A 25,481-nucleotide genomic window follows, 5' to 3' on the forward strand; every position below is an offset into this window, starting at 1 on the left:
TCCGTGCCGCATGAGCCGCAGACGGCGTGGCGGGCAGACTTCTGGGCCCCCGTCGCATCTTTCCGTGATCCCCTCTTCCCCGGTCTCAGCCATGGTCTGCCGCTGCCGCCGCCCTCCACCGTGCGAGGACTGCTGGCGGCGGCCACCGGAGAGCCCTCGGAATCCGTGGCCCTGGGGATGGCCGCCTGGTCCGAGGGGAACGGTGTGGATGCCGAGACGTACCACCCGATCGCCGCGGACGGCTCCAACCCGGCTGTCTCGGGACGTGTACGCGCCGGTAAGGGCGGCATGACGATCCGGGACCGCTCCTTCCTCGCGCATGTTCATCTGAGCGTATGGCTGCCCGGAGCCGACGGCGATCGCATCGCCCGAGCGCTGCGCCGTCCCCGCTGGCCCCTGCGCCTGGGACGCTCACAGGACATCGTCCATCCCCTGCGCGTGCGGCCCAGCACACTGCGCCCCGCCGAGGAGGCGGTGGTGGACCACGCTCTGGCACCGGCCGACGGCCACGACGTACCCAGCGCGACGCTGCACCGTATGGCGGCCAGTGTCTCCACCGACCGTCTCACCACGGCGTGGGAGGACTTTCTGTGGTGCGACGCCCCGACCGGCCGCCAACCCGTCCGGAACGCCTATCGGGACGAGAAAGGGCAGGCGGTGTGGCTGCTCAGCCCGTAACCCCGAGAACTCCCCGGCGCGTCCTGCCGGACGTACGGGCCAAGTCCGCCCCGGCCGACGATCCCGAGCGTCTGACGACCCATTCCCGCACCGTCCACGACACCGTCTCCCAGATCGAGGAACGCCTCGCGAACGCAGGCGTCCTCGCCACCGAACCCGCCTTCTGGGCCCGCGTCCGTAGGGCCGCGCTCCTGCACGACGCTGGCAAAGTCGCCGAAGGCTTCCAGCAGCAGCTTCGTCCCGGCGGGAAACTGTGGGGCCAGCGCCACGAAGTACTGTCCCTCGCGTACGTCGATCTCCTCGCCACGGCAGCGGGATGGAACGACGAGGACCGGCTCATGGTCGCCACGCTCGTCGTGACCCACCACCGCGCTCTGCACACCTCGGCGTCGGGCGCCGCCGGAGGCAAGCCCAGCCTGTCGCAGACGTACAACAGCCAGACCCGGTGGGACGAAGCCTTCACCCACACCCCGCACGCGGGAGGAATGCAGGTGCAGGTCCAGCTCGGACTGCACAGGGAACTGGTCGCCTGGTTCTCCGGCGCCCTGGGCATGGACCCGCCGCCCATCACCGCTGGCGGCCCCACCCTTGCCGAGCGGGCCCGTCTGGCTCTCGAACATCTGCTGGATACCTGGCGGGGGCCCGTCAAAGCCGACCGCGGGCTGCTCGCTGTCCTCGCCCAGGGCGCGCTGACACTCGCCGACCACGCCGGGTCGGCGCACGAACGCCTGCAGACCCATATGCCGCTGCCCGCCGATTACTTCGAGCGGCTCCCCCACACGCCCTACCCACACCAACGCCAGGCAGCCGACACCGACGGCCATCTGGTCCTGATCGCCCCCACGGGCAGCGGCAAGACGGAAGCCGGACTGTCCTGGGCCGCCCGACAGACGGCAGCGATGCCGGGCCTGCCCCGTGTCGTATGGACGCTGCCGTACCGCGCCTCCCTCAACGCGGCGCGCCGCCGACTGCAACGCGATCTCGTTCCTGCGGCCGGAGAGACGGTGCCGGACATCGGCCTCCTTCACGGCACCGTCGCACACACCCTTCTCAGCGAAGCAGTCGAGGACGGCTGTCCACCGGACAACCACGCACCGGCCGGCGGTACGTACGACAGCGACGCAGCCGACAACAGCGCGACCACCGACGAGCCGACGGCCGCGATGGCACGCCAGGCCCGTGCACGAGCCAGCGCCATGCGTCTGTTCGCCCAACGTCTGCGCGTCGCCACCCCCCACCAACTTCTGCGGGGCGCCGTCGCGGGACCGGTGTACTCCTCCGTCCTTCTCGAACAGACCAACTCCGTCTTCGTCCTGGACGAGCTCCACGCCTACGAACCGGAGACCTTCGGCCGTCTCTGTGCGGCCATGAGGCTGTGGGAACGGCTCGGCAGCCGGGTCGCCGTCCTCTCCGCCACCCTCGCCCCGCCCATGACCGAGATCATCAAGGAGAGCCTCACCCGGCCGGTGACCTGTCTTCGCGCGCCCCAGGGCACCAGCCCGGTCCGCCACCGTCTCGTGCTGGACGACATCCCCCTCACCTCCGCCGCAAGTGTCGAACGGCTGCGCGGCTGGCTGGGCGAAGGCCACAGCGTCCTGGCCGTCGTCAACACGGTCGCCGGCGCTCAGCAGTTGTTCAAGGATCTGCACGACGACGCCCGCGACTCCTGCCCCGGCGACCCGCACAGCGCCCTGCTGCTGCACTCCCGTTTCAAAAACCGCGACCGGAACGCGATCGAACGGAACCTCCTGAAACGGCACCCCGAACGCCACGCGGACGACCGGGCTCGGCGGGGCGGGCTCACCGTGGCCACGCAGACCGTCGAAGTCTCCCTGCAACTCGACTTCGACCGCGGAGCCGTGGAAAACGCCCCGGTCGAGGCAGTGGCCCAGCGCGCCGGCCGGGTCAACCGGCGCGGTCTCCACCCCGACGGCCCGGTCGAGTTCCGGGTCCACCCTACGGACGGCACCCGTCCCTACGAACCGGAAGCCGTTGCCGCCTCCTGGGACGCGCTGACCGCTCTCGACGCGGACGGCGTCGAAACGCTCAGCGAACAGGACATCGACCGGCTCCTCGCCCTCGCATACGACACCGACTGGGGCAGGGGGTGGCTGGAGAGGACCCGCCGCGCCCGCGACGCGTTCAGGGATGTCTTCCTCACCTTCACCGATCCGTTCCACGACCGCTCCGAGTTCGCCCAGAAGCTCAGCGCGCAATTCGACAGCGTCGAAGTCCTGCATCGCGACGACATTGAGGAGTACCGGGAGCTCACCACCGGCCGGCAAGGCCACCTCCTCCGCGCGGCCGGCCTGCTCATCCCGCTTCGGTACGGCCAGCTGAAGACCTACAAGGCTGAGTACGACCGGGGCCTGGGAGTCCATGTGATCGACGGGGAGTACGACGAAACCCTCGGGCTGGAAGCCCCGCAGGAGCCGGAGACCATCCTGTGAGCACACGAACAACCAACGCCGCCGACCACGGGCCGGAAGAAGAAGACGCCGCCCCGCTGGGCGGCGTGCACATCAAGTACCTGCATCACTGCCCGCGCCAGTTGTGGCTGTACAGCCGCGGTTACCGGCCCGAACAGCGCAGTGACCTCGTCGCCTTCGGGGAAGTCATCGACGACACCACCTTCACCCGCCGACGCGACATCGACCTCGGCGAAGCGAAGATCGACTGGGTGACCACGGGTGCCGTCGTACACGAGACCAAGTCGTCCCGCGTCCTCTCACCGGCCCACGCGGCCCAGGTCCGCCACTACTGCCTGCTGCTGGAACGCCGGGGCATCACCGTCCGGGGCGGGATCATCCACTACCCGCTCATCCGCCGCACCGCCGACGTCCCCTGGGACGCGACCGCCCGGGCCGAGGCCAAGGACTCCGAAGTCCAAGCCCGCGGCGTCATCGCCGCCCCCGAAGCGCCGGCCCGTCTGACACGCGGCGACTGCCGCGGCTGCTCCTACCTCGACTACTGCTGGGGAGACTGATGCCCGCCGTCGGCCGTACCTACTGGCTCACCGAACCGTGCCGCATCCGGCGCGAGGACAACAGCGTCCGCATCGAACGCCCCGACGGCAGCCCGGTCCGCATCCCCATCACCGACATCCGCGATTTCGTGGCCTTCGACCACGTCGACATCAACACCTCGGCCCTGTCCCTGCTGAGCCGCAACGCCGTGACCCTCCACGTCCTCGACCATTACGGCAACCACGCGGGCCACTTCAGTCCCTCGGAATCCATGTCATCGGCCAGCGTCATCCGCCGCCAGGTGGAGATCACCGCCGACCCGGACCGGCGGGTCGCCGTCGGACGGTCGCTCGTCCTCGCCACCGCCGAGAACCTGCGCTGGGCGATGGACACCGACCTCCTCGACTCCGCCCTGTCGTCCCTGCGCGCCGCGCTGCCCAACTGCAAGGACGGCGACACGGTCATGGGCCAGGAAGGCAACTTCCGCCGCACCGCCTGGGCCGTCCTCGACACCCAGCTCCCCGCCTGGCTACGGCTCAACGGCCGCACCCGCCGACCTCCCACCAACGCGGGCAACGCCTTCATCAGCTACCTCAACACCCTCGTCTACGCCCGCGTGCTCACCGCCCTGCGCACCACCCCGCTCCACCCGGCCATCGGATTCCTCCACTCCGACACCGACCGACGCCGCAACACCCTCGCACTCGACCTGGCCGAGCCCTTCAAGCCCCTCTTCGCGGAACGACTCCTCAAGCGCGCCGCGAGCCAGAAAAAACTGAAGCCGACCGACTTCGAAACCGACGTTGCCAGAGCCTCCCTCAGCAAGGACGGCCGCAAGAAAGTCGCCGCGTTCGTCAAGGAGGAACTCGCCACGACCGTCCACCACCGCACGCTCAAGCGCAAAGTCAGCTACGAGGAACTCATCCACCTCGAAGCCCTCAAGATCGTCCGCATGTGCCTCGAAGACAAGCCGTACAAGCCCTTCCGCCCCTGGTGGTGACCAGCCATCTTCGTGATCCTCGTCTACGACACCGCCGTCGAACGCAACCCGAAAGTCCTCAAAACCTGCCGCAAATACCTCCACTGGACCCAGCGCAGCGTCTTCCAGGGCGAACTCACCACAGCCCAGTACCGCGCCCTCATGGCCGCCCTGAACACCACCATCGACCCGGAATACGACAGCATCGTGACCTACACCACCCGCTCCCCCGACATGATCGAATCCACCACACTCGGAGTCGACCTCGGCGGCCCAGGAGACATCCTCTGAACCGCTCTGACCTGCACAGATGCACTACCGCCGGACCGCTGCAAAACAGCTCGCGAAGCGGCCAACCATCACCGCTCTGACCTGCGGTTTTACCGTCGGGTTCGTCATCAACCCAGGAGGGTTCGCAACGTGAATTCGTGTCCGCGGACGGGGCCCGGCGCTTTGAGTTCGTCATCAACCCAGGAGGGTTCGCAACATGACGACCAGGTCCAGGCCGTGCCTCTGCTGCAAGCGGTTCGTCATCAACCCAGGAGGGTTCGCAACTGCGTTCGGAGTCAGCGCAGTGGTGCACCAGAAGGAGTTCGTCATCAACCCAGGAGGGTTCGCAACAGCTGCGCGTGACGGAGCTTCAGCTCCTTGAGGACGGTTCGTCATCAACCCAGGAGGGTTCGCAACCGCGGCGGCATGATGTGGTCCAGGACGATCGACGCCTCGCGTTCGTCATCAACCCAGGAGGGTTCGCAACCGCGGCTCCCCGCCGTATCCCTCGGCACCCTCAACCCGTCGTCATCAACCCAGGAGGGTTCGCAACGGGTCGAGAAGCGGGTAGACGGCCGGCGAGAGCCGGAGTCGTCATCAACCCAGGAGGGTTCGCAACAGGCGAGGGTGGTTCCGGGGGGCTTTGATCACGTCGTCATCAACCCAGGAGGGTTCGCAACCGGTAGGCGGTGAGCGCGGCGCGGTGTTCTGTGCGGGTCGTCATCTACCCAGGAGGGTTCGCAACACGTCAGCATGTGAAGCCCCGAGACGCTTCAGCTCCGCGGTCGTCATCAACCCAGGAGGGTTCGCAACTCGCGCCGATCACCGAGCAGGGCGGTCTCGGGGGCGTCGTCATCAACCCAGGAGGGTTCGCAACAGGTAGCCCCAGGAGCCACGGCTGCCCCGTCCGCAGGTCGTCATCAACCCAGGAGGGTTCGCAACCCGAGTGGTACCTCCAGGCGCGCGACAACCTGTCCCGGTCGTCATCAACCCAGCAGGGTTCGCAACATCACGTGGCGGACGTCCTGGACCCCGTCCGCAGCCGTCGTCATCAACCCAGGAGGGTTCGCAACGCCTTGTTGGCGAGGTGGGACTTGCGTATGGCCTTCGTCGTCATCAACCCAGCAGGGTTCGCAACCGGCTGACCAGCGCCCCGCAGACCGCCACCGCGCGTCGTCATCAACCCAGGAGGGTTCACAACCAGGGGCACCGGTCTGGGGTGCCCTGCTCGGATGCTGTCCTAATCGCTTCAGAAGGATTCGTGCACCGATCCAGGAGCGAGATAGCGCCGCTTCGAGCGGCCTCAGCCGACAGCCGCTACGTAACACTGATCTGTCGGCCGAAAGAACATGCCCGGCACCGATACTCTCTGTCACCTCCGCGACGGCAACAGAGAAGGGGCACCTGTCTCGCACCACTGCCGCACCAGTAGAAGCGGTAAACCACGGCCAATTGCAGCACGTGGCGGCTGCTCCACAGGTCACGCCCAAGAGGCACTTAATTCGCTGACCTGCAAGGGAGCGAACAAAGCACCGGTGATTCCCAAGCTCAGAGCGCGAGTTCGATTCTCGTCACCCGCTCCATGAAATAGCCCCAGGTCAATGACCCGGGGCTTCGTTGTTGTCTAGACCTCCCATGGCCTCTCGCACCACTTGCGCACCACTTGAGAGGCGGAACACCCCGCCCGCGCAGGCAACCCCCAGGCCATTCGCTTATTCGTTCGATGAATGTCTCGAATGGCGAGATCGACCCAGGTCAGGGCCACCCATATCCGATGCCGCATGACGAATGCGGCGAAGCGTTCCACGAGATCCACCTCCGGGAACAGGCCGGATCCACGGATCAGCGCCCCGGAAGCGATCTACGCCGACACCGCTGCCGACGAAGCGTCCACGGCCACCGTCCGACCGGCTCACCCACCCCACCGACATCCGGTCGTCATTCGACCCGGTGCGAGCCGTGTCGGGCGACGGCCAGGCGGACACGCGTGGGGAGTTCGTCCCAGCCGGCGGATCGACGGGCCCGTTCCACAGCGGAGCGCACGTCCTTCAGTACCTGTTCCGGAGTGCTGCCGAGGTCGAGGGTGAGGCCGATCCGGGCCTGCGGGCGACTCGGAGGCCCGGAGACGCGTGCCCGGGCCCGCCGGACGCCGGGCAGCGTGTTGAGGTCCTTTGTGAGGGCGTCATCCACCACGTGGTCACTGACCGTCACAGCTTTCCGGGGAGTGTCTGCCACGGACAGTTGACGAGGGCGCCGCCGCCGGGCCTGGGCCAGCAGCCACGAGAGAGCGAGAAGCATGAGCAGGGCGAGGGCCGCGATGACGGTCGGCCACCACCAGCCCTGGTCAGCCCACGATGCCTGGTCGGCACGGGGGAACAGGACGTTCTGCGGGGCGGCCAGCGGCCAGTCGGCGGGTGGTGAAAGGTTCCAGCGCCGGTAGATGCCGGCACCGCCGGCGAACACCAGGAGGCCACCACCCAGCAGCACGAGGCCGAGCAGGGCCAGCAGAACGCGGTTGGTCTTGGTGTGTTCCCTCATCGTCTTTCTCCGTGGCTCGTCGGGCATACCGGGGCCTGCCGACGGTCAGGTCGGGCTCCGACGTACGCGGACCGCCGGCCGTGGCGAGCGGGCCAGGGCAAGTTGGTCGTGTTCTCCGCGCCGGACAGCGGTGGTGAGTTCGTTCTTGACTTCGGCCGTGTCGCCGAAGCGCACATCCGCACGGACTCTGACGTGACGTCGGCGTACTCGGACCCGCGCCGCGCCGACGCCCGGGACTCGCATGGCAGCGTCGCGCAGGAGCAGCGCCGCGCCTTTGCGGTCGAGTACGGCACGCATGCGTCCGCGGCCGTCGGCGGGGACCCGCAACGGCAGTTGGCGGCGCAGGCCGGGGGTGAGTGCGAGGACAATCAGCCACAGTCCCAGGGCGGCTGAGACGGCGGCGCCGGTGAGGATCCAGACGTCATCCACCGGGCGGGTGGCGAGTTCGTCGGTCAGGCGCGTCCACCAGCCAGTGGCGCGATGTCCGGTGCGCGTCCAGACGGCTTCGAAGAGGAGCGCGCCTGCGCCGAGCAGGATCAGTGAGGCAGCCACAGCAGCGGTGACCCGACGCGCCCCCCAGGGGCGGCGGGACGGTTCTTGCGGCGGCGCTTGTCCAGGCGGCCGCTCGACGGGCGGCAGGCTTTCGGCCGGTGCTGCCGTGGTGTCCGACGGCGGTCGCCGCGGCTCGCCGAGGTTCGGCGGGGCGCTCGAATTACGGGAAGTCATGATCGTCCTGTCGCGGTGTGGTGTTGCCGGGTCACTGGACTCGTCCTCGGCGCAGGCTCTCGTCGGGGACAAGCCGGTGGACGGACAGAGTGATGTCGTTGATGGGCATGCCCGTCAGGTGCGAGACCCGTTCGGTGATGGAGCGGCGAATCTCGCCACAGGTACGGGCGATATCGACGGGATAGGGCAGGTCCAGGGAGACTCTCAGGCGAACCGAGCCGTCATGGACGGCGGCCGTGGAGCGGGGAGCGCCCAGGCCGGGACGCGCGGCGCCCATGCCTCCTTGCCGACCGAGCGCTTCCCGCGCCGCCCGGACCGCGATGCGGGCCACCACGGTGGCGGGGATCAGCGTCGCACCGCGCAGGGCCGGCGCCGGGAGGCGGGGAATGTTCGTACCCTCGCTTTCCGGACCGGTCCCGAGGGGACGCGACGGGGGCCGGGCGTTCACTGCACTCGCGCCCTGTGCTCGCCGTGCTCGGCGCGGTGCTCGGCGCGCCCGGCGTACTCGGCACGCCCGCCATGCTCGGCGCGCCCGGCGCGGGGCGTGGTCGCGTAATCGCTCCGATGGCGTCCGAAGGTCTCCCAGCGCCCGTCGCCCTCACGGGTGGGTAGGTAGTCGGCGACATGCACATCACCGCGCGCAAGGTGCCCGACGATCAGCCCCACCAGGCCCAGGACCGCCACTACGACGAAGGCCCCGAAGCCGCCGAAGTAGCCCGCGAACCCCAGTGCCAGGCCGGTCATAAGTCCCACCACAGTCGTATTCATCGTTCATTCACCAGTCCCACGTCGTCGCCTCCTCCCGCGCACGGTGTCGGCCGCACGGCAGGGCAGAGGCTGGGGGAGATCACTCCACCCGCTGCTCGCCGCTTTCTCGTTCGTCCTCGTCCCCCGGCAGATCGATGTCGTCGACGGCGACGTTCACCTCGACGACCTCCAGACCGGTCATGCGTTCCAGGGCCGAGATGACATTGGTGCGGACGTCCGCGGCGACGTCGACGATGGGGAAGCCGTAGTCGACGACCACATCGAGGTCCACAGCCGCCTGGCGCTCCCCCACCTCGACGTGCACACCGCGGGTGACACTGGGCTGCCCGCCGGACACTCGCTCGCGCACACCCCCGATGGTCCGCGCCATGCCGGAACCGAGGTTGTGGATGCCCAGAACCTCGCGGGTCGCTATCCCGGCGATCTTTGCCACGACGCTGTCCGCGATCGTGGTCCGTCCACGGCTCTCCGGTGAGCGGAGGCTGTCCTTCGGGCCTTGCTGTGCCGTTGTCCGGTTGGCCGCCCAGTTCCGGTCAGTGGCCGGGCGGGGTGTCGTCGTGTCGGTCATGGCGCTCTCCTCGGCGAGGGATATGGGCCCTGATCGGGCTCCTCATAACCTTCGACACGAAAATTCGGAAATCATCACACTAATTCGTGGTGCACATCACATACGCTGAGCAAGGAGCGCCTGACCGGACCGCGTACCGGGATGACGAAGGGCGGAAGCGGTCACCCGTTCCACGACACGAATCGCGTGGGGAAGCGGACAGTGGATGCGAACGCAGAGAGAGAACTCTCACCACCGCCTCGGCATGCGAACCCGTGCCCGGCCGTCGGGCCGTACGCGTCCCCGGCCGAGCGGACCGGCGACACCGTGGACGAGGTCGGTGACCTCGACGAACTCGACGAACTCGACGACGAGCTGTTGGTCGCCCGGGCTGCCGAAGGCGATGACGACGCCTTCGCCGTACTGGTCCACCGCCACAGCGCACCCCTGCTGGCACTGGCGTACCACCTGCTGGGCAACGTCTCGGACGCCGAGGAAGCTGTGCAGGACGCCCTCGTCAGCGCATGGCGGCGGCTCCCGGAGTTTCGCCGTGACGCCACGTTCCGCACATGGATGTACCGCATCGTCACCAACCGATGCCTCAACGTTCTGCGCGCGCACGCCCCGCCCGTCTCTCTGGACGCCGTTCCCGAGCCGGCGGTCCACGACGCGAGCGGCGAACCCGCACGCGCCGTCGAAAACGCGGCCGCCACGGCGGCGTTGGTTCACGCACTACGGGATCTCAGGCCCGCTCAGCGCGCCTGCTGGGTCCTGAGGGAACTGCACGGGCTGTCGTACAAGGAGATCGCGCAGGTGGTGGGCGAGAACGAACAGACCGTACGCGGCAGGCTCTTCCGGGCACGGCGCACCTTGATGAAGGAGATGTCCTCATGGCGATAGACGACAACCCGCGAGGCACATCTCAGGGCGGCGAGCGGACCGCCTCGCGACGGGACGCCGACGCGGCACGGCTCGTCGGGGACGAGCGGCTGCCGTGCGGGCGCCTGGTCAGCCACGTCTGGGCACAGGCCCGCGCCGGCACCGGCCAGGACGATCCGCACACGGCCGGCTGTGCGTACTGCCGAGAGGCCGTCGAGGGACTGACAGCCCTGGACAGCGCCACCCGCGCCCTCCGCGCGGAACGCCCCGCCGCTCACACGGTCGCGGACCGGGTTCTGCGCGCGGTTCGCGCCGAGCTACGGCTCGGCCGACTGCTGCCCCTGGACGATCCGGCAGGAGAACTGCGGATCGCGGAGACCGCGGCGGCCAAGGTACTGCGCCGCGCCGCCGACCGCGTCCCCGGAGTGCGCGCCGCGAGCTGCCGCCTGACCCCCGACGGCGACACCGACGTGACCATCACCATGACCCTTGCCACCACCCTCGACCGGCCCCTGCCCCTTCGGGCCACCGAGGTACGCCGGGCCGTCGCGTACGCCGCCCGGCAACAGCTCGGCCTTGCCGTCAGCGGCATCGACCTGAAGATCGTGTCCGTACTGGAGCCCTTGAGGCCCACGGCTGCCGCCGAACCCGCGCCACGGACTTCCGCCGGACCCGCGCCACGAAACAGGGGCGGACGGTGACCTCCCCCGCCGCCACGAGCGTCAAGCGGACCGCCGCGCGGGCGGCGCTGACGGTCCCCGGGGTGGCAGAACTGGAGCCCAGTCTCCGCGACGCCCTCGCCGATGCCGCCACCCGGGTCCGGCAGGCTCTCGGCTCCCCGGCACCGTCTCCCGAGGCCGGCATCCGCGTGGAACGCATTCCCCGAACCGGCGTCTGGCACATCGAAGTCCGTTGCGCGCTCAACGACGACCGCCGCGCTCTGGACGCCACGCGCGAAGTCCGCGAAAAGGTCCGGTCTGCGGTCGGTTCACACGTCACCCGTCACGGCGTACCGGAACCAGTCAGCGTCGTCGTCACCGTCACCCGTGTCACCAGACGGCGCCCGTCACTCCATCCCAAAACCACTGCCCCGTGAACCGACGACTCCCGCCTCAGCTCACCGAGGCGGCTCAGTGCCCCTTCACGCAAGGCGGCGTGGTGGTTCTCGTACCGGCGGGGACGCGGCCCAGCGGTATTCCGTAACCATGTCGGCGTCGGCGGCTCCACCACCTGCACGCTTTGCCCGGTTCGCGCCATCAGTGTTTCACTGGACATCACCGGTATTTCGACAATAAGTACTGCAAATCCTCCCGTGGTGGATAGGGAGCGCAAACGACATGGCCGGTAGCGAACGGCGGGAAGTGGACGGCAAGGAACGTCCGAAGACATCCGACAGCCGACGAGACGTCAGGACCGCCCGTGGCGAACGCGGGGAGACCGAGAGGGAGCCGGGGCATCCCCTGGCGATGGGCCGGGCCATGCGGGAGGCGACGGAGCAGCTCGCCGGGCTTCTCGGAAAGCGGCCCGAGTCGGTGTCCGCGGTCAAACACACCGAGGAGGGCTGGCAGGCCGATGTGGAAGTGCTCGAAATCCCGCGGGTACCCGACACCACGAGTGTGATGGCGAGTTACCGCGTGCGGCTGGACGAGCGCGGGCGGCTTACGGAGTACGAGCGCCGTCGGCGGTACGCACGGGGCCAGATCGATCACGGTGATCGGTAGCCGCGCGGTCACTGAGGGGAGTCATCGTGACTGTAGCGCCACAGCAGAGCGGACATGTCGCCGCTGGTGGCAGTGGAAACCTCTATGACGTCCTGGAGCTGATCCTCGATCGCGGCCTCGTCATCGACGCGTTCGTGCGCGTGTCCCTGGTCGGAATCGAGCTTCTCAAGATCGATGCACGCGTTGTCGTAGCGAGTGTGGATACGTATCTCCGCTTCGCGGAGGCGTGCAACCGCCTTGATCTGGAGGCCGGGCGCAAAGCCCCCGAGACGCTGACGGACATAGTCGGTGAAGTGACCGAGGGCGGAGCGCGCGGCAAGACCAGGGGCGCCGTGACCGGGGCGGTCGAAGCCATCACCGATTCCTTCCAGGACTCCTTCCGGGCGGACCGGGCGGAGGACGAAGAAGACCGGGCGGGGGACGAAGAACCAGAGCCGGAACCGAGGCCCCGGAGCGAACCGAGGCCCCGGAGCGCGAGAAAGCGACCGGTCAGAAACCGTGAGGAGGAGTAGCCGATGTCCGTGTACGTCTACGCCATCACCTCCTCGGAGAACCATCCGCGGCTGGACGACCTCCACGGTGTGGGAGAGGGTGCGCCCCCGCTGCGTACCGTCACCGAAGGATCGCTCACGGCGGTGGTCAGCGACGCCCCGGAGACCTTGCGTGCCAAACGCAGGGATCTCGGTGCCCACCATGCCGTTCAGGAGCGGCTGTTGTCCGAGCGCGCGGTCCTGCCCATGCGTTTCGGTCTGATCGCCGCCGACGACGACGCGGTGCGCGCGGCGCTTGACGAGCATGCCGAGCTGTACACAGAACGGCTCGCCGAGCTTGACGGGCGGGTTGAGTTCAATCTCAAGGCGGCAGAGGACGAAGGCGCACTGATGCGCCAGGTGATCGAGCGGTCCGAGGAAGTACGTCGGCTGAACGAGGCCACGCGAGGCGGCGGAACGTATGAGGAGCGGCTGGCACTCGGCGAGTTGGTGGCGGGCCAGGTGCAGGCGCGGCAGAACGGCGTGACGACGCAGGTGATCGCGGCGCTGCGGCCTTACACCAGCGCCGAATCGGAGGGCAGCGCCACGTCCGAGCACTTCCTCAATGTGTCGTTCCTCGTGGACCGGGACCGTGAGCGGGAGTTCACCTCCGCCGAGGAGAAGCTGGCCGAGGAGTACGGGCCGGACATCGAACTGCACCTCAGAGGGCCGCTGCCGCCGTACAGCTTCGTATGACGTGATGACGTGATGACGTGAGGAGCCTCACGATGGGCCTGCTGACTCAGATCCTGACCTTGCCGCTGGCGCCGGTACGAGGCTTCGGCTGGGTGGTGAACCGGGCGGTCGAGGTCGCGGAGCGGGAGGCGTACGACACCACAGCCATCGAGCGCCGACTCGCGGAGTTGGAGGAGGAACTGCTCGAAGGCCGCATCGACGAGCGGGATTTTGACCGTCGTGAGGATGAACTCCTCGACCGGCTCGAGGCCATTCAGCGTGCGCGCGCCGGCGACGCTCCACCGCAATGGGCCGAACCGCGGGAGGAAGGAACGGGGGAAGCAAAGGAAGGAGAGGAACATGACGGCCAATAGCAAGGTGGGCGCGGCGGTACTGGGCGGATACGCGCTCGGCAGGGCGAAGAAGGGCAAGCTCGCCATCGCTCTCGGTCTCTGGCTGATGGGAAAGCGGATCAACATCGATCCGCGTCAGATCGGTACCGCGATCGCACGCTCGCCCGCCCTCGGCGGACTGGGCGGACAGGCTCGCGAGAATCTGCTGGAAGCGGGAAAGTCCGCGGCCGGGACCGTACTGGCCGCGCGGGCGGACAGCCTCGCCGAGACACTCCACCAGCGCACGCTCGACCTGGAGAGGCTGAAGCCTGAGAGGCCGAAGCCTGACGACACGGATGAAGGAGATCAACAACCCGAAGGGGAGGCCGAAGAGGAGGCCGAAGAGGAGATGGAGGACACGGCGGAAGACGAGGACACGACCGAAGAAGACACGGAGCGGCGCCGTCAGCCGCGCCGGAAGGCACCGGCCCCGAACCGTGGCAAAGGGACATCGAGCCCAGCCGGCAGGTCGAGGGCAAAGGCCCCCGCATCCGGCGCGCCCACCTACCGGAGGTCTTCGTCCGGTGGACGGGACAAGGACTGGAAGACGGGGAGCGGCACCAGGAGGTCGGAGAATGACTGACAGCGCATCGTCCAAGGAAAGCGGCGAGCGGCTGGTGGAAGAGCTCCAGCACTATCTGCGAGCCCGCGCCGAACACGCTCTGGTGGACGTGGGAGAGCGCCTCGGTAACACCGCCGCACATCTGGCCAAGCCGGGAATGGGCATCGGCTCGATGCTGGGCAGTGCCGCCAAGGGAGGCGTCGCCACCGGCGGGTCACTCGTCAAGGATCTTCTGAAACAGAAGATCAAGAAAACGTTCGGCTTCGGCGGCAAGGGCAAGAAGAGCGGCGGCAAGGGCAAAACCACCACCGTGATCGAAGACATCAGCATCGGCGTGCCGACGCGCGATGTCTACAACCAGTGGACGCGGTACCACGAATTCGAGACCTTCGCCAAAGGCGTGGTGGGCGTCGACCAGCGCGACGAAACCACCAGCGACTGGCACGCGAAAGTGTTCCGGTCGCACCGGACGTGGAAGGCCCATGTGGAGGAGCAGATCCCTGACGAGCGCATCGCCTGGACATCCGAAGGCCCCAGGGGCACGACCAGAGGTGTTGTCACCTTCCATCCGCTCGGCGACACCCTCACCAAGGTCCTGCTGGTCCTTGAGTACACCCCCCAAGGCGCGGTGGAGAAGATCGGCAACCTCTGGCGGGCACAAGGACGCCGGGCGCGGCTCGACCTCAAACTGTTCCGCACGTACATCATGACCCAGGGTGAACAGCCCGAAGGCTGGCGCGGCGAGATCCGCGAGGGTGAGGTCGTGAGTGAGGAGCCCGAGGAAGAAGAGCCCGAGGACGAGGCGTACGAGGCCGGGGCCGGGGAATCGGGCGAAAGCGCATACGAGGAGGAGCCCGAAGAGGACGAGGGCGAAGAGGAACACAGGCCCCGAGGAGAGGAAGAGGACGAGGACGAGCGGTACGAGGACGAGATCACCGAGGACAGAGCTCGGCGACGCCGTACTCCCGCGCGCTGAGCGAGCAGGATCGAGGGCTGGTGGTACACCGTGACGGATCCGACATCCGCCCGACAGCCTGTCCCACGGCCCGCGCAGACTGTGTCGCCGTACGGGCAGGGGTCGTCCGCGAACCTCGCGGACATCCTTGAACGGGTCCTCGACAAGGGCATCGTCATCGCCGGGGACATCCAGATCAACCTGCTCGACATTGAGCTGCTCACCATCAAGCTCCGGCTGCTCGTGGCCTCCGTCGACAAGGCCAAGGAGATGGGAATCGACTGGTGGGAACACGATCCGTCACTGTCCTCCAGGGCCCGGGTGGACAGCGGTGGCAGACCGTCCCTCGCGGAGGAGAACCGGCGACTGCGTGCCGAGGTGGAGAACCTGCGCAGGCGGTCGCTGGCCCCCGCCGACCGTCCGGCTCCCCCGGACGAGTACGACGCAGCCGCCTCGCGCGACGAGGCCGTCCCTCGCGAAGAGCGCGACCAGGACATGGGCACCCGCCGCGCCGGCCGAGGCAGGAGTCGTGACCGATGAGCGCCCGCATGAGCGTCGACATGAGTTACAGCTACGCCGTGACACGCGCGGACGCCGCCCTTGGGGAGAGTCTGCGCCGGACGCGCGGAGTGGCGGGGGCACCGGTGCGCCTGGTGCGTGGCCATGGGCTGGCAGTGGTGGTCTCCTCCGTTCCTGAGCGCGACTTCGGCGAATCCGCGCTGAAGGCCAGGCTTGAGGATCTGGACTGGCTGGAATCGGTGGCGCGCGCCCATCACGCGGTGGTCGAGACCGCGTTCGCCCGCGCGACCGTGCTTCCCCTGCGGCTGGCCACGCTCCACCTCGACGACACCCGGGTCCTCGACATGCTGAACCGGCGCGCCGACGAGTTCGCCGGGCTCCTCGATCAACTCGCCGGCCATGTGGAGTGGGGCGTCAAGGTCTACGCGATGCCTCCCGCGCCCGGTTCACCGGCCCCCGTCGGCGCGTCGGCCGCGGCCGGCGCGAGTCCCGGCCGCGACTATCTCCGTAGCCGCCAGCGCCAGCGCAGTTCGGGCGAGGACGCCTGGCGGGCGGCCCATGACGCGGTCCTGCGCGTCGACGCCGAAGCCCGCGGCCTCGCTGTCGACCGGGTTCAGCACCGCCTCCAGGAGGGAGAACTCGCAACAGGACCGGGCTACAACGTCTCCAACGACGCCTACCTCGTGCCCCGGGAGAGTTCCGAGGAGTTCCAGGCACGGGTGGAGGGTGCCGCCGAGGCACTCGATGGCATCCGTGTGGACATCACCGGACCGTGGGCCCCGTACTCGTTCACCGCTTCGGACGACACCGATGACGCCCGTGAGACCAACGTGAGCGAAGGCGTCGACGGCGGGTCGGAACGGAGGGACGGCACCCAGTGACCCACAGCACCCACCCCGCGGCACCGACACGGCCCGAAGATCCGCAGGCATGGTCCGAGAACGGCACACGTCCACTCGCCGGCCGGCAGATAGCGCTGATCGACCTCCTCGACCGGCTGCTCACCGGGGGTGTGGTGCTGACAGGCGACCTGACACTCTCCATAGCGGACGTCGATCTGGTACAGATCTCTCTGCGGGCCCTCATCGTCTCCATCCGTGCAGAACAACGGTCACTGGCCCGCGCCCCCGCTGCCGAGGATCGCGGTCCCGGGCAGGCGACCGGGAGAGCACTATGAACCACCGCGAACGAGGACACGAATCGCCCGTCCATGACCTGGACGAGATCACCCAGGCGGCGTCCGACGCCTTCCGTCTGATTCCGGCGGGCCCGGACGATCTCCGGGACCAGGAAGGCCGGAGCCAACGGTCCGTCCGGCGCCTGCACACCGACCAGGACACCGTCGAACGAGACCTCGTCAAACTGGTGCTCACCATCGTTGAGCTGCTGCGGCAGTTGATGGAGCGCCAAGCACTCCACCGGGTGGACCAGGGCGATCTGACAGATGATCAGGAAGAGCGCATCGGGATGACACTGATGCTGCTCCATGACCGCATGACGGAACTGTGCGAACGCTACGACCTCACCATGGAGGACCTCAATCTGGACCTGGGCCCCCTGGGAACCCTGCTTCCGCCGCCATGAACAGCGTGTCAGCGCTTTACGCCGCGTGGCGACCCGTGGTGCGCGTGCGCCCGCACCCGGACGGGGCGAGCGGTCCGGTCATTTGACGATACTCAGTACCGCCTCATTCACTACCAGCAGATCCTCACCGTCTTCGCCGACACCGGCCGACCGATGCGGGCCCGAGACCCTCTGCGAGGCCCTCGGCCTGCCGATCGTGCCGAAGAACCGAAGACATCCGTTCCAAGCTGAAACGTCTGGTCAGTCGTGGCATCCTCGCCGAGAGCGAACCCGGCCTGTTCACCCAGCCCCAACCGCGAAACGGACATCAACTCACCTATCGCCATCTCGGAGAGCCAGTCCCACCGGTACACCGCTCGCAAGAGACTGCCCCACGCGGGGCCTCTACGGGTGCTGCGTGCCACTACGTGCCATTCGTAGGGGTAAACAGCGGTCACTACGGGCGTCATCCGGCCGCTGGCCGGGAGCACATCCGCACAGGGTTTTCGCTGGTCAGACGTATCCCTGGCGATCGAGTGCTGGTTGCTTCTCAAGCTCAGAGCGCGAGTTCGATTCTCGTCACCCGCTCCATAAGAAAGCCCCAGGCCAACGGCTCGGAGGCTCTTCGTACGCACCCGTTGGCTGGCCGACAACGAGATCCCCCGGCGCGAGAGTTACGTGATCCTGGCCCCTGCCGGAAGACCTCAAGACCAGCACAGGGATCATCTACCGAGCGAGCAAGGCCACGCCGGAAATCGGCGCCCGCCGCATGCCGGAGATCATCGACAACCTCGTCGAGGTGGTACGAACGGAACTGGCCGGATAGAAGCCCAGCCGGGCAGCCGGTGCCCTCAGCCGGCGCTACTGGCCGCCGGCTGCCCGGCGAACGACACGATCTCCTCGACACCCGGGGCGTAACCGTCGTTCGTATCCACGACCAGCGTCGGCACATCCAGCGAAATCGCAACCCACGACTCCAACGGCCGGTCACCATCGGCAATGGCCTTCAACAGGTCGCGGTCGGCGTGCGCCGCCCTCCGCACGTTCACCTCGGCCCGGCGGACGATCCGCTCATGGGCGACGGCACTGCCGACAGCGCAGCGACCACCCGGATGTCCGCGACCCCGGCCAAGGGCTCCAGGCTCGGCCACAGCTTGTCCTGGAAGGCCGCTTCCGTGACGACGGACGCCTGCCTCCAGCATCGTCCGCAGCACGCTGAAGAACACCGTGAGAGTCCGCCACGTGAGCGGATCGCGGCACTCCCGTGGTCCATGCCGCCGCCGGGGAGCGTCCAGCGTGCCGTCATCAACCCAGGAGGGTTCGCAACGACTGCTTACTCTGCCGTGCCGACTGGACAGCCGCGGTCCTCATCACCCCAGGAGATTTCGCAACTCAGCCTCCCCCGTCACCTGCCGGATGACGACCAGGGTCGTCATCAACCCAGGAGAGTCGCACACCGGTCCGAGAGCGAGATGGCGCCGCTTCGTGCAGCCTCGGCCAACGGCCGCCACGCAACACTGATCCGTCGGCCGAAAGAACATGCCCGGCACCGATACTCTCTGTCACCTCCGCGACGGCGGCAGAGAAGTGGCACCTGTCCCGCACCACTGCCGCACCAGTAGGAGCGGTAAACCACGGCCAATTGCAGCACGTGGCGGCTGCTCCACAGGGCACGCCCAAGAGGCACTTAATTCGCTGACCTGCAAGGGAGCGAACAAAGCGCCTGTGATTCCCAAGCTCAGAGCGCGAGTTCGATTCTCGTCACCCGCTCCAGGACGAACCCCCGGGTCAATGGCCCGGGGGTTTACTTGTCGTCTAGACCTCTTACGGCTCGCGCGTCATTCGCGTGCAGTCGAGCAGTTCCTGGGGCGTACCGGGTGGGTTCCTGACCTTGTCCGGATTGAACTCGATGAGCGGGCCCGACGGACCGTAGACCACCGCGGTGCCCTGCCCCCGGGGCAAGCTTCTGCGTCTCGGCCGCGGGCCCACGGTAGTCCGGGTTGCCGATGCGGTCCTGGAACGCCGTCATGGACGTCCACAGATTCTGCGAGATATCCACGGACAGGCCGTCGGCGCCGGTAACAGGAGGTCGGCCTGAACTTGGCCCGCCTGCTGCTGGGCTTTATCTTGCCGGCGAGATCCGGGGCAGGGCCTTTGTAGTAGGTGATCTTGCCGACCACGTCCGGATGGTGCTCGACGAAGTCGTCGACCATACCCCGGGTCAGCTGGAGATTGCCCGCGACATCGATGATGTCGAGCGCCACCGGCTTGCTGGGCTTCGCCGGGATCCTCTCCAGGCCGGGGCATTCGAGCCTGACCAGCCGGAGTCGGGTGGGCCGCAGCCGACCGCTGCCGGCACGAGCAGCAGTCCCGCGAGGGCTGTCCCCGATAAGCGGTTGTGCGCTGTACGGGACATGCGGCTCTCCCAACTGTGTGGAGACAGGGCTTTCTCGACCCTGGTGCCGCGAACAAGGTCCCCCCGTACGGAAGTTGTGTCAAGGAGATGATCTGTCGAGCCGCGTCCGCCAGCGCAAGCCGGCTGATCCCCGACTCTGCGCGAAGCGTTGACGGGTGTGATGTTCAACCCTATGTTCCCGTTCGACCTTACGAGCGCCATTCGAAATATCGAACGCCATGCGCAACGATGACGCATGCCGCTCGATGTCCCGGAGCCGTGAAGACACAGGGAGGGGCCTCGATGCAACAGACCTCACCGGGCCGCAGAAGCGTCCTCACCGGACTCGGCGCCCTCGCCGCGGCAGGGACCCTGGGTGTCGGAGCCTCCGGCTGTGCCGCTCCCACGGGGGCCGGAGCCGGACGCACCCGGCTGCGCTACTGGCATCTCTTCGGCGGTGGCGACGGCGTCAACATGCAGGCGATGCTGGACGCCTACCGCGCGTCCCACCCCGGGATCGAACTTGAGGCGTCCACTCTCCAGTGGGGCCCGCCGTACTACACCAAGCTCGGTATGGCGGGCGCAGGCGGGCGCGCTCCCGAGGTGGCCGTACTGCACCTGGCCCGGCTGCCCGGCTTCGCGCCCCGGCGGCTGCTCGACCCGTTCGATCTCGGCATGCTCGCCGACGACGGCATCTCGGCCGAGGACTTCCCCGAGGATCTCTGGCGGCGTGGCACGGTCGACGGCAGGCAGTACGCCGTCCCGCTCGACACCCACCCGACGGTGCTCTACCACAACACCGAAATCTGCGAGAAGGCCGGACTCCTCGGCAGAGACGGAAAGCTCAAACCCATCCAGGGGGTGAAGGAATTCACCGACGCCCTGCGTGCCGCCAAGAAGGTCACCGGGCAGCCGGGTCTGGTCACGGAGACACTCGGCAGCAACACCACCGGGCCCTGGCAACTGTTCGCGACCTTCTACTCGCAGACCGGCGGGTCGATCCTGTCCCCCGGCGCCGACCGGATCACCATCGACGACACCAAGGCGCTCGAAGTCCTCACCTTCATGCGGGCATTGACGGCCGAAGGGCTGGCGGTGCGCCGGGTCGACTACAACGGCGGCATCGGTGTATTCAGCGCCGGCAGGACCGGTTTCCTCATCAACGGCGAGTGGGAGGTCAGCACCTTCAAGACCACCGGACTCCCCTTCTCCATGAGCCGGATACCCAATCTCTTCGGCCGCGCCAGCGTCTTCGCCGACTCCCACACCTTCGTACTGCCGCACCAGAACGGCCGTGGCGGAGCGAGCAACGCGGCGGCCCACGCCTTCGTCGCCTGGATGCTCAGACACAGCGTCGACTGGGCCAAGGGCGGCCACGTACCCGCCTATCTGCCCACCCTTGAGGAGCCCGGTTATCTGGGGCTCCGGCCGCAGTCCGCGTACCGGTCCGTCATCGACGAGGTCGCCCTCGACCCCGAAGCCTGGTTCTCCGGCTCCGCCTCCGCGCTGGAACTCGAACTCGGGGCTGTCTTCTCCGGGGTGCTCACCGGGTCACGAACGCCCGAGAACGCACTCTCCGAAACCAGGAAACGGCTCCGGAGACTGATCGACACCCCGCCACCCTTCGGAGCCGCCGTATGACCACGACCGCTCCCGCCGCCGGCACCGCCACGGCGCCCGCGGGCGGACGGCCGGCCAGGGTGAGAACCGTCCGGCGCCGCTGGACCGAGCACGGACTGACCTTCATCCTGCCGTTCCTGATCGTCTACGCGTTCTTCCTGGTCTGGCCGCTGCTGTGGGGCGTCAAGATGAGCCTCGGCAACGACGATGTCGCCGGCACCCGCTCCGACTTCATCGGCTTCGACAACTATGCCGAGGCGCTGGGGGACCCCGCTGTCTGGTCCTCGCTGTGGAACACCGTCTGGTTCACCCTTCTCAGCACCGCGCCGCTGGTCGTCATCGGCCTGGTGCTCGCACTCCTCGCCCACCATCTGCGGGTGGTGAGCTGGCTGTGGCGGCTCAGCTGGTTCGCGCCCTTCGTGCTGCCGTCCGGCGTCGTCTGTCTGATGTGGCTATGGGTCATCTACCCCTCCGACTTCGGATTCGCCGACCAACTGCTCACCGCCATCGGCCTCGACCCCGGCATCGGCTGGCTCACCGACCCCCGTTACGCGATGATCTCCATCGTCATCACCACCATCTGGTGGACCGTCGGCTTCAACTTCCTGCTCTATCTCGCCGCGCTCCAGTCCATTCCCCAGCACCTCTACGAGGCCGCCGAGATCGACGGCGCCGGAGCACCGCACCGCCTGTGGCACATCACCCTGCCCCTGCTGCGCCGCACCACCGGTGTGGTGGTCGTCCTCCAACTGCTCGCCTCGCTGAAGATCTTCGACCAGATCTACATCATGACCAACGGCGGCCCCGACGACTCCACACGCCCGATCCTCCAGTACGTCTACCAGGCCGGCTTCACCAACTACCGGATCGGTTACGCGTCCGCTGTCTCATACATCTTCTTCGCCCTGATCGTGATCGTCTCGCTGATCCAGCTGCGGCTCACCCGCCGCTCCCGTGAGGAGGCCGCGAAGTGAGTACCGTCCCGGAAAGCCGTCGTCCGCGCTGGACGCCGGGCCGGATCTTCATGCTCGTCTGCGCACTTGCGCTCGTCCTGCTGTGGGTGCTGCCACTCGCCTGGGCGCTGGCCACCTCGCTCAAGCCGGAGGCCGAGACGGCGCGGACGCCGCTCAGGTGGATCGGCTCGGAGATCACCTTCGCCGCGTACGAGAGGGTGTGGGAATCGGGCGACCTGGGCCGCTGGCTGTTCAACACGGCCTACATCTCGGTGGTGACGACTGTGCTGACCGTGCTGCTGTGCGCCATGGCCGCTTACGGCTTCTCCCGTACCGAGTTCCGTGGCCGCGGGCTGCTGTACGGGCTCGTCCTCGCCGGGATCATGGTGCCGCCGCAGGTGCTGATGGCCCCGCTCTTCGCCGAGATGGTCTCGCTCGGTCTGGTCGACACGTACTGGGGCGTGATCCTGCCTCAGGTCGCCACGCCCGCCATGGTCTTCATTCTGGTCAAGTTCTTCGAGGGGGTGCCGCGCGAACTGGAGGAGGCGGCCCATGTGGACGGCGCGGGCCGCTGGCGGGTGTTCTGGCAGATCGTCATGCCGCTCTCCCGCCCTGTCCTCGCCGCCGTCGCGATCTTCACCTTCATCCAGACCTGGAACAACTTCCTCTGGCCGTTCCTCGTCACCACCGACCCCAACGGCATGACACTCCCCGTCGGACTCGTCAACGTCCAGTCCAGCTACGGCGTCCGCTACGCCCAGATGATGGCCTCGGTCATCATCGGAGGACTGCCGCTGCTCGTCGTGTTCTCCCTGTTCCAGCGGCAGATCGTGCGCGGTGTCGCCCACACGGGCCTCGCCGGCCAGTGAGCCCGCTTGCCGAGCCTCCCCCGCCGGGGCCTCCTCTCCCGAAAGGTACGCATGACCGGCAACGACGCCCCCGCCCGCTTCACCCTCGACCCCGCCTTCGGCGTCGGGACCGTGGATCCGCGCCTGTTCGGCTCGTTCGTCGAGCACCTCGGCCGCTGTGTCTACACCGGGATCTTCGAACCGGGACATCCTGCCGCCGACGAGGCCGGGCTGCGGCAGGATGTCCTCGGCCTCGTCCGCGAACTGGGGGTCACCGCGATTCGCTACCCCGGCGGCAACTTCGTCTCCGGCTACAAGTGGGAGGACGGTGTCGGCCCGGTGGAGGACCGGCCACGCCGCCTCGATCTCGCCTGGCGGTCGACCGAGACCAACCGCTTCGGCCTCGGCGAGTTCATCGACTTCGCCACGAAGGCGGGCGGCGAACCGATGATGGCGCTCAATCTGGGCACGCGCGGAGTCGCGGAGGCCCTCGAACTGCAGGAGTACGCCAACCACCCCGGCGGCACCGCGCTGTCCGACCGCCGCGTCGCGCACGGCGCCAAGGACCCGTACGGCATCCGGCTTTGGTGCCTGGGCAACGAGCTGGACGGCCCCTGGCAGACCGGCCACAAGACGGCCGAGGAGTACGGGCGGCTGGCCGCCGAGACCGCACGCGCGATGCGGCAGATCGAGCCCGGTGTCGAACTCGTCGCCTGCGGCAGCTCCGGCCGGTCCATGCCCACCTTTGCCGAGTGGGAGGCCACCATCCTGACGCAGACGTACGACCTCGTCGACCACATCTCGCTGCACGCCTACTACCAGGAGCACGACGGCGACCGCGACTCGTTCCTCGCGTCCGCCGTCGACATGGAGTCGTTCATCGAGAGCGTCGTGGCCACCTGCGACCACATCGGCGCCCGGCTCAAGTCCAAGAAGCGGATCAGCCTCTCCTTCGACGAGTGGAACGTCTGGTACCAGACCCGCCACCACGAGCAGCCGTCCCCCGACTGGGCCGAGGCGCCCAGGCTGCTGGAGGACAACTACACGGTCACCGACGCCGTCGTCTTCGGCTCGCTGCTCATCGCGCTGCTGCGGCACGCCGACCGGGTGAGCATCGCCTGCCTCGCCCAGCTGGTCAATGTGATCGCCCCGATCATGACGGAGCCGGGTGGCCCGGCCTGGAAGCAGACCACGTTCTTTCCCTTCGCGCAGGCGTCCCGGTACGGGCGCGGACGGGTGCTCCAGGTCAATGTCACGGGCCCGGCGCACGAGACCGCACGCTACGGCGAGGTGCCCCTGCTCCACGCCACGGCGACGGCGGACGAAGAGACCGGCGCGGTGACGATCTTCGCAGTCAACCGGAGTCTGGAGAAGGCGCTGCCGCTCGAGGCCGCTCTGCGGGGGGTGGCGGCCGGCCGGGTCGTCGGACACAGCGTCCTGGCCGACGAGGACCCCGAGGCCAGTAACACCCTGGCCGACCCCGAGCGGGTCGTACCGCATGAGGGCAAGGGGACGACACTGTCCGACGGCATGCTCCGTGCCACGCTGGAACCGATGTCGTGGAACGTCATCCGCCTGGCCTGACAGGCCCGTTGACCTGCCCGGAAACGTTCAGAGCCGGAGCGGACACCATTCCCGCGTACGCGAACGCGAACGCGTTGGGCAACGGCGCCGCCGTCTTCACCAACGACGGCGGCTCCGCGCGCAGCCCCGCAGCAAGCTGCGGGGCCCATCGACGGTGGTGGTCTCAGATTTGGTCCCAGTTGGCCTGTACGGTCCTCTGCAACCAGGACAGCAGGGTGTCCAACGGGTCTCCTGGGCACCTCTCCGACCATCGAGGCCGGCAACTCCCGAACGAGTACGATGCCCCGGGCTCGGGACACCCGCGCGTGTAGCCGGTTGCGGCCCAGCTTCTCCTGGCTCGGGTATTACTCGGCATCGCCGGTCGGGGCCTCGGATCCAGACGGTTCCACAGACCTCGTACCGGCACGCTCGCCCTTCGTGCCCGCCTACAGCGAGGCACGGCCCGGCCGTTGGAGCTGAACCCGTTCGTCGTCCGGGATGTTCATCGGCTCGGCCAGCACGCCGGCGAGCACGGCCATCTGAGTGTTGTCGACGTCGGAATCGAAAAGCCACCGGAAGTTGTCCTCGGACGTGATGAGGTCGATCGCCAAGCGCCCCTTGCCGTCCTGTGCGGCCGGTGCCCGGACGTATCGCACCCGGTCGATCGGGATGTCCTGACCGATCTCGCCTTGCCCGAGGAACACATTCGTCTTGGCCATGATGATGCGGCGATCCGAGTTGGAAAGCGTGCTGGTGCGCGCGAGCGGACAGGACTCCGAATCCGTCCTATTCGCACACGCCCCTGTGGCCATGGGCCCGAAGTCCCTCATCGCG

29 protein-coding genes and 1 CRISPR repeat array are annotated in these 25,481 nt (G+C 68.0%); of the genes, 22 read left to right on the forward strand and 7 right to left on the reverse strand.

The window, feature by feature from the left end:
- Positions 1 to 3 precede the first annotated feature (3 nt).
- Genes cas5 through cas2 form a run of 5 tightly spaced genes read left to right on the forward strand, consistent with a single transcriptional unit; the run spans position 4 to position 4,914 of the window.
- Positions 4 to 678, forward strand: a complete 675-nt coding sequence (cas5, locus tag ACFU9P_RS13395) for a CRISPR-associated protein Cas5 (RefSeq protein ID WP_384079728.1) — start codon at positions 4 to 6, stop codon at positions 676 to 678.
- A complete protein-coding gene (gene cas3 / locus ACFU9P_RS13400) occupies positions 660 to 3,128 on the forward strand; it encodes a CRISPR-associated helicase Cas3' (RefSeq protein ID WP_384079731.1) in 2,469 nt (822 codons plus the stop codon). Before cas5 ends, cas3 begins: the two co-directional genes overlap by 19 nt.
- Positions 3,125 to 3,664, forward strand: coding sequence for a CRISPR-associated protein Cas4 (locus ACFU9P_RS13405; RefSeq protein ID WP_384079734.1), 540 nt, complete (start codon positions 3,125 to 3,127; stop codon positions 3,662 to 3,664). The genes cas3 and ACFU9P_RS13405 overlap by 4 nt, the downstream gene beginning before the upstream one ends.
- Positions 3,664 to 4,644, forward strand: a complete 981-nt coding sequence (gene cas1b, locus ACFU9P_RS13410) for a type I-B CRISPR-associated endonuclease Cas1b (RefSeq protein ID WP_384079737.1) — start codon at positions 3,664 to 3,666, stop codon at positions 4,642 to 4,644. Before ACFU9P_RS13405 ends, cas1b begins: the two co-directional genes overlap by 1 nt.
- Before the next feature lie 12 nt (positions 4,645 to 4,656).
- Positions 4,657 to 4,914 carry a CRISPR-associated endonuclease Cas2 gene (gene cas2, locus ACFU9P_RS13415; RefSeq protein ID WP_384079740.1) on the forward strand — a complete coding sequence of 86 codons (258 nt, stop codon included), beginning with the start codon at positions 4,657 to 4,659 and terminating at the stop codon, positions 4,912 to 4,914.
- A 101-nt stretch (positions 4,915 to 5,015) separates the two neighbouring features.
- Positions 5,016 to 6,094: direct repeats of the CRISPR family, unit length 28 nt; unit sequence TCGTCATCAACCCAGGAGGGTTCGCAAC.
- A gap of 737 nt (positions 6,095 to 6,831) precedes the next feature.
- Here the strand turns inward: cas2 and amaP are convergent.
- From amaP to ACFU9P_RS13440, 5 genes are all read right to left on the reverse strand, one after another.
- The gene (gene amaP, locus ACFU9P_RS13420; RefSeq protein ID WP_384079744.1) at positions 6,832 to 7,431 is read right to left on the reverse strand and encodes an alkaline shock response membrane anchor protein AmaP; all 600 of its coding nucleotides are present in this window, start codon (positions 7,429 to 7,431) and stop codon (positions 6,832 to 6,834) included.
- A gap of 45 nt (positions 7,432 to 7,476) precedes the next feature.
- The gene (locus ACFU9P_RS13425) at positions 7,477 to 7,983 is read right to left on the reverse strand and encodes a DUF6286 domain-containing protein (RefSeq protein ID WP_376373699.1); all 507 of its coding nucleotides are present in this window, start codon (positions 7,981 to 7,983) and stop codon (positions 7,477 to 7,479) included.
- A 205-nt stretch (positions 7,984 to 8,188) separates the two neighbouring features.
- On the reverse strand, positions 8,189 to 8,434 hold the full coding sequence (locus ACFU9P_RS13430) for a hypothetical protein (protein WP_376373702.1): 246 nt from the start codon (positions 8,432 to 8,434) through the stop codon (positions 8,189 to 8,191).
- A 167-nt stretch (positions 8,435 to 8,601) separates the two neighbouring features.
- On the reverse strand, positions 8,602 to 8,901 hold the full coding sequence (locus tag ACFU9P_RS13435; protein WP_376373891.1) for a hypothetical protein: 300 nt from the start codon (positions 8,899 to 8,901) through the stop codon (positions 8,602 to 8,604).
- A gap of 103 nt (positions 8,902 to 9,004) precedes the next feature.
- The gene (locus ACFU9P_RS13440) at positions 9,005 to 9,493 is read right to left on the reverse strand and encodes an Asp23/Gls24 family envelope stress response protein (protein WP_376373704.1); all 489 of its coding nucleotides are present in this window, start codon (positions 9,491 to 9,493) and stop codon (positions 9,005 to 9,007) included.
- A gap of 306 nt (positions 9,494 to 9,799) precedes the next feature.
- Between ACFU9P_RS13440 and ACFU9P_RS13445 the strand changes: the two genes are divergently transcribed.
- From ACFU9P_RS13445 to ACFU9P_RS13505, 13 genes are all read left to right on the forward strand, one after another.
- Positions 9,800 to 10,372 (forward strand): RNA polymerase sigma factor, encoded by a 573-nt coding sequence (locus ACFU9P_RS13445; protein WP_384079749.1) that lies wholly within the window; start codon positions 9,800 to 9,802, stop codon positions 10,370 to 10,372.
- Positions 10,363 to 11,052 carry a hypothetical protein gene (locus tag ACFU9P_RS13450; protein ID WP_384079753.1) on the forward strand — a complete coding sequence of 230 codons (690 nt, stop codon included), beginning with the start codon at positions 10,363 to 10,365 and terminating at the stop codon, positions 11,050 to 11,052. Before ACFU9P_RS13445 ends, ACFU9P_RS13450 begins: the two co-directional genes overlap by 10 nt.
- A 62-nt stretch (positions 11,053 to 11,114) precedes the next feature.
- Positions 11,115 to 11,447 carry a hypothetical protein gene (locus tag ACFU9P_RS13455; RefSeq protein ID WP_376373710.1) on the forward strand — a complete coding sequence of 111 codons (333 nt, stop codon included), beginning with the start codon at positions 11,115 to 11,117 and terminating at the stop codon, positions 11,445 to 11,447.
- 241 nt (positions 11,448 to 11,688) lie between these two features.
- Positions 11,689 to 12,072 carry a gas vesicle protein gene (locus tag ACFU9P_RS13460; protein ID WP_384079757.1) on the forward strand — a complete coding sequence of 128 codons (384 nt, stop codon included), beginning with the start codon at positions 11,689 to 11,691 and terminating at the stop codon, positions 12,070 to 12,072.
- 26 nt (positions 12,073 to 12,098) lie between these two features.
- Positions 12,099 to 12,584, forward strand: a complete 486-nt coding sequence (locus ACFU9P_RS13465; RefSeq protein WP_384079760.1) for a gas vesicle structural protein GvpA — start codon at positions 12,099 to 12,101, stop codon at positions 12,582 to 12,584.
- A gap of 3 nt (positions 12,585 to 12,587) precedes the next feature.
- On the forward strand, positions 12,588 to 13,298 hold the full coding sequence (locus ACFU9P_RS13470) for a GvpL/GvpF family gas vesicle protein (RefSeq protein WP_376373719.1): 711 nt from the start codon (positions 12,588 to 12,590) through the stop codon (positions 13,296 to 13,298).
- Between the two features lie 32 nt (positions 13,299 to 13,330).
- On the forward strand, positions 13,331 to 13,651 hold the full coding sequence (locus ACFU9P_RS13475; protein WP_376373722.1) for a gas vesicle protein GvpG: 321 nt from the start codon (positions 13,331 to 13,333) through the stop codon (positions 13,649 to 13,651).
- Entirely contained in the window at positions 13,638 to 14,252 is a 615-nt protein-coding gene (locus tag ACFU9P_RS13480; RefSeq protein WP_384079765.1) for a hypothetical protein, read from the forward strand. The genes ACFU9P_RS13475 and ACFU9P_RS13480 overlap by 14 nt, the downstream gene beginning before the upstream one ends.
- Complete coding sequence (locus tag ACFU9P_RS13485; protein WP_384079768.1) at positions 14,245 to 15,207, forward strand: SRPBCC family protein; 963 nt, start codon at positions 14,245 to 14,247, stop codon at positions 15,205 to 15,207. Before ACFU9P_RS13480 ends, ACFU9P_RS13485 begins: the two co-directional genes overlap by 8 nt.
- 30 nt (positions 15,208 to 15,237) lie before the next feature.
- Positions 15,238 to 15,726 (forward strand): gas vesicle protein GvpJ, encoded by a 489-nt coding sequence (gene gvpJ, locus ACFU9P_RS13490; RefSeq protein ID WP_376373731.1) that lies wholly within the window; start codon positions 15,238 to 15,240, stop codon positions 15,724 to 15,726.
- The gene (locus tag ACFU9P_RS13495) at positions 15,723 to 16,586 is read left to right on the forward strand and encodes a GvpL/GvpF family gas vesicle protein (protein ID WP_376373734.1); all 864 of its coding nucleotides are present in this window, start codon (positions 15,723 to 15,725) and stop codon (positions 16,584 to 16,586) included. The genes gvpJ and ACFU9P_RS13495 overlap by 4 nt, the downstream gene beginning before the upstream one ends.
- Positions 16,587 to 16,675: 89 nt before the next feature.
- The gene (locus ACFU9P_RS13500) at positions 16,676 to 16,882 is read left to right on the forward strand and encodes a gas vesicle protein (protein WP_376373875.1); all 207 of its coding nucleotides are present in this window, start codon (positions 16,676 to 16,678) and stop codon (positions 16,880 to 16,882) included.
- Positions 16,879 to 17,289, forward strand: coding sequence for a gas vesicle protein K (locus ACFU9P_RS13505; RefSeq protein ID WP_376373737.1), 411 nt, complete (start codon positions 16,879 to 16,881; stop codon positions 17,287 to 17,289). The genes ACFU9P_RS13500 and ACFU9P_RS13505 overlap by 4 nt, the downstream gene beginning before the upstream one ends.
- An 830-nt stretch (positions 17,290 to 18,119) precedes the next feature.
- Here ACFU9P_RS13505 and ACFU9P_RS13510 read toward each other — a convergent pair.
- Entirely contained in the window at positions 18,120 to 18,419 is a 300-nt protein-coding gene (locus ACFU9P_RS13510; protein ID WP_384079773.1) for a hypothetical protein, read from the reverse strand.
- 1,547 nt (positions 18,420 to 19,966) lie between these two features.
- On the opposite strand from ACFU9P_RS13510, the gene ACFU9P_RS13515 reads away from it, so the two are divergent.
- The 4 genes from ACFU9P_RS13515 to ACFU9P_RS13530 are packed head-to-tail and all read left to right on the forward strand — an operon-like array spanning position 19,967 to position 24,668.
- On the forward strand, positions 19,967 to 21,304 hold the full coding sequence (locus ACFU9P_RS13515) for an extracellular solute-binding protein (protein ID WP_384079775.1): 1,338 nt from the start codon (positions 19,967 to 19,969) through the stop codon (positions 21,302 to 21,304).
- The gene (locus tag ACFU9P_RS13520; RefSeq protein ID WP_376373748.1) at positions 21,301 to 22,257 is read left to right on the forward strand and encodes a carbohydrate ABC transporter permease; all 957 of its coding nucleotides are present in this window, start codon (positions 21,301 to 21,303) and stop codon (positions 22,255 to 22,257) included. The genes ACFU9P_RS13515 and ACFU9P_RS13520 overlap by 4 nt, the downstream gene beginning before the upstream one ends.
- A 50-nt stretch (positions 22,258 to 22,307) precedes the next feature.
- Positions 22,308 to 23,105 (forward strand): carbohydrate ABC transporter permease, encoded by a 798-nt coding sequence (locus ACFU9P_RS13525; protein WP_376373878.1) that lies wholly within the window; start codon positions 22,308 to 22,310, stop codon positions 23,103 to 23,105.
- Positions 23,106 to 23,156: 51 nt separating this feature from the next.
- The gene (locus ACFU9P_RS13530) at positions 23,157 to 24,668 is read left to right on the forward strand and encodes an alpha-N-arabinofuranosidase (RefSeq protein ID WP_384079779.1); all 1,512 of its coding nucleotides are present in this window, start codon (positions 23,157 to 23,159) and stop codon (positions 24,666 to 24,668) included.
- A gap of 425 nt (positions 24,669 to 25,093) precedes the next feature.
- Here the strand turns inward: ACFU9P_RS13530 and ACFU9P_RS13535 are convergent, their stop codons facing one another.
- Positions 25,094 to 25,459, reverse strand: a complete 366-nt coding sequence (locus ACFU9P_RS13535) for a hypothetical protein (RefSeq protein WP_384079782.1) — start codon at positions 25,457 to 25,459, stop codon at positions 25,094 to 25,096.
- Between the last annotated feature and the right edge of the window lie 22 nt (positions 25,460 to 25,481).

This window comes from Streptomyces sp. NPDC057617 (assembly GCF_042800555.1).
Lineage (GTDB): Bacteria > Actinomycetota > Actinomycetes > Streptomycetales > Streptomycetaceae > Streptomyces.

Bases quoted from the DNA above. Each gene is read 5' to 3' on its own strand.
- ACFU9P_RS13525 (WP_376373878.1), top strand. From the start codon at position 22,308: ATGCTCGTCTGCGCACTTGCGCTCGTCCTGCTGTGGGTGCTGCCACTC.
- ACFU9P_RS13485 (WP_384079768.1), top strand. From the start codon at position 14,245: ATGACTGACAGCGCATCGTCCAAGGAAAGCGGCGAGCGGCTGGTGGAA.
- ACFU9P_RS13430 (WP_376373702.1), bottom strand. From the start codon at position 8,434: ATGGGCGCCGCGCGTCCCGGCCTGGGCGCTCCCCGCTCCACGGCCGCC.
- cas1b (WP_384079737.1), top strand. From the start codon at position 3,664: ATGCCCGCCGTCGGCCGTACCTACTGGCTCACCGAACCGTGCCGCATC.
- ACFU9P_RS13480 (WP_384079765.1), top strand. From the start codon at position 13,638: ATGACGGCCAATAGCAAGGTGGGCGCGGCGGTACTGGGCGGATACGCG.
- ACFU9P_RS13460 (WP_384079757.1), top strand. From the start codon at position 11,689: ATGGCCGGTAGCGAACGGCGGGAAGTGGACGGCAAGGAACGTCCGAAG.
- ACFU9P_RS13475 (WP_376373722.1), top strand. From the start codon at position 13,331: ATGGGCCTGCTGACTCAGATCCTGACCTTGCCGCTGGCGCCGGTACGA.
- amaP (WP_384079744.1), bottom strand. From the start codon at position 7,431: ATGAGGGAACACACCAAGACCAACCGCGTTCTGCTGGCCCTGCTCGGC.
- ACFU9P_RS13495 (WP_376373734.1), top strand. From the start codon at position 15,723: ATGAGCGCCCGCATGAGCGTCGACATGAGTTACAGCTACGCCGTGACA.
- ACFU9P_RS13520 (WP_376373748.1), top strand. From the start codon at position 21,301: ATGACCACGACCGCTCCCGCCGCCGGCACCGCCACGGCGCCCGCGGGC.
- ACFU9P_RS13535 (WP_384079782.1), bottom strand. From the start codon at position 25,459: ATGGCCACAGGGGCGTGTGCGAATAGGACGGATTCGGAGTCCTGTCCG.
- ACFU9P_RS13470 (WP_376373719.1), top strand. From the start codon at position 12,588: ATGTCCGTGTACGTCTACGCCATCACCTCCTCGGAGAACCATCCGCGG.
- ACFU9P_RS13530 (WP_384079779.1), top strand. From the start codon at position 23,157: ATGACCGGCAACGACGCCCCCGCCCGCTTCACCCTCGACCCCGCCTTC.
- ACFU9P_RS13505 (WP_376373737.1), top strand. From the start codon at position 16,879: ATGAACCACCGCGAACGAGGACACGAATCGCCCGTCCATGACCTGGAC.
- ACFU9P_RS13435 (WP_376373891.1), bottom strand. From the start codon at position 8,901: ATGACCGGCCTGGCACTGGGGTTCGCGGGCTACTTCGGCGGCTTCGGG.
- ACFU9P_RS13450 (WP_384079753.1), top strand. From the start codon at position 10,363: ATGGCGATAGACGACAACCCGCGAGGCACATCTCAGGGCGGCGAGCGG.
- ACFU9P_RS13515 (WP_384079775.1), top strand. From the start codon at position 19,967: ATGCAACAGACCTCACCGGGCCGCAGAAGCGTCCTCACCGGACTCGGC.
- ACFU9P_RS13440 (WP_376373704.1), bottom strand. From the start codon at position 9,493: ATGACCGACACGACGACACCCCGCCCGGCCACTGACCGGAACTGGGCG.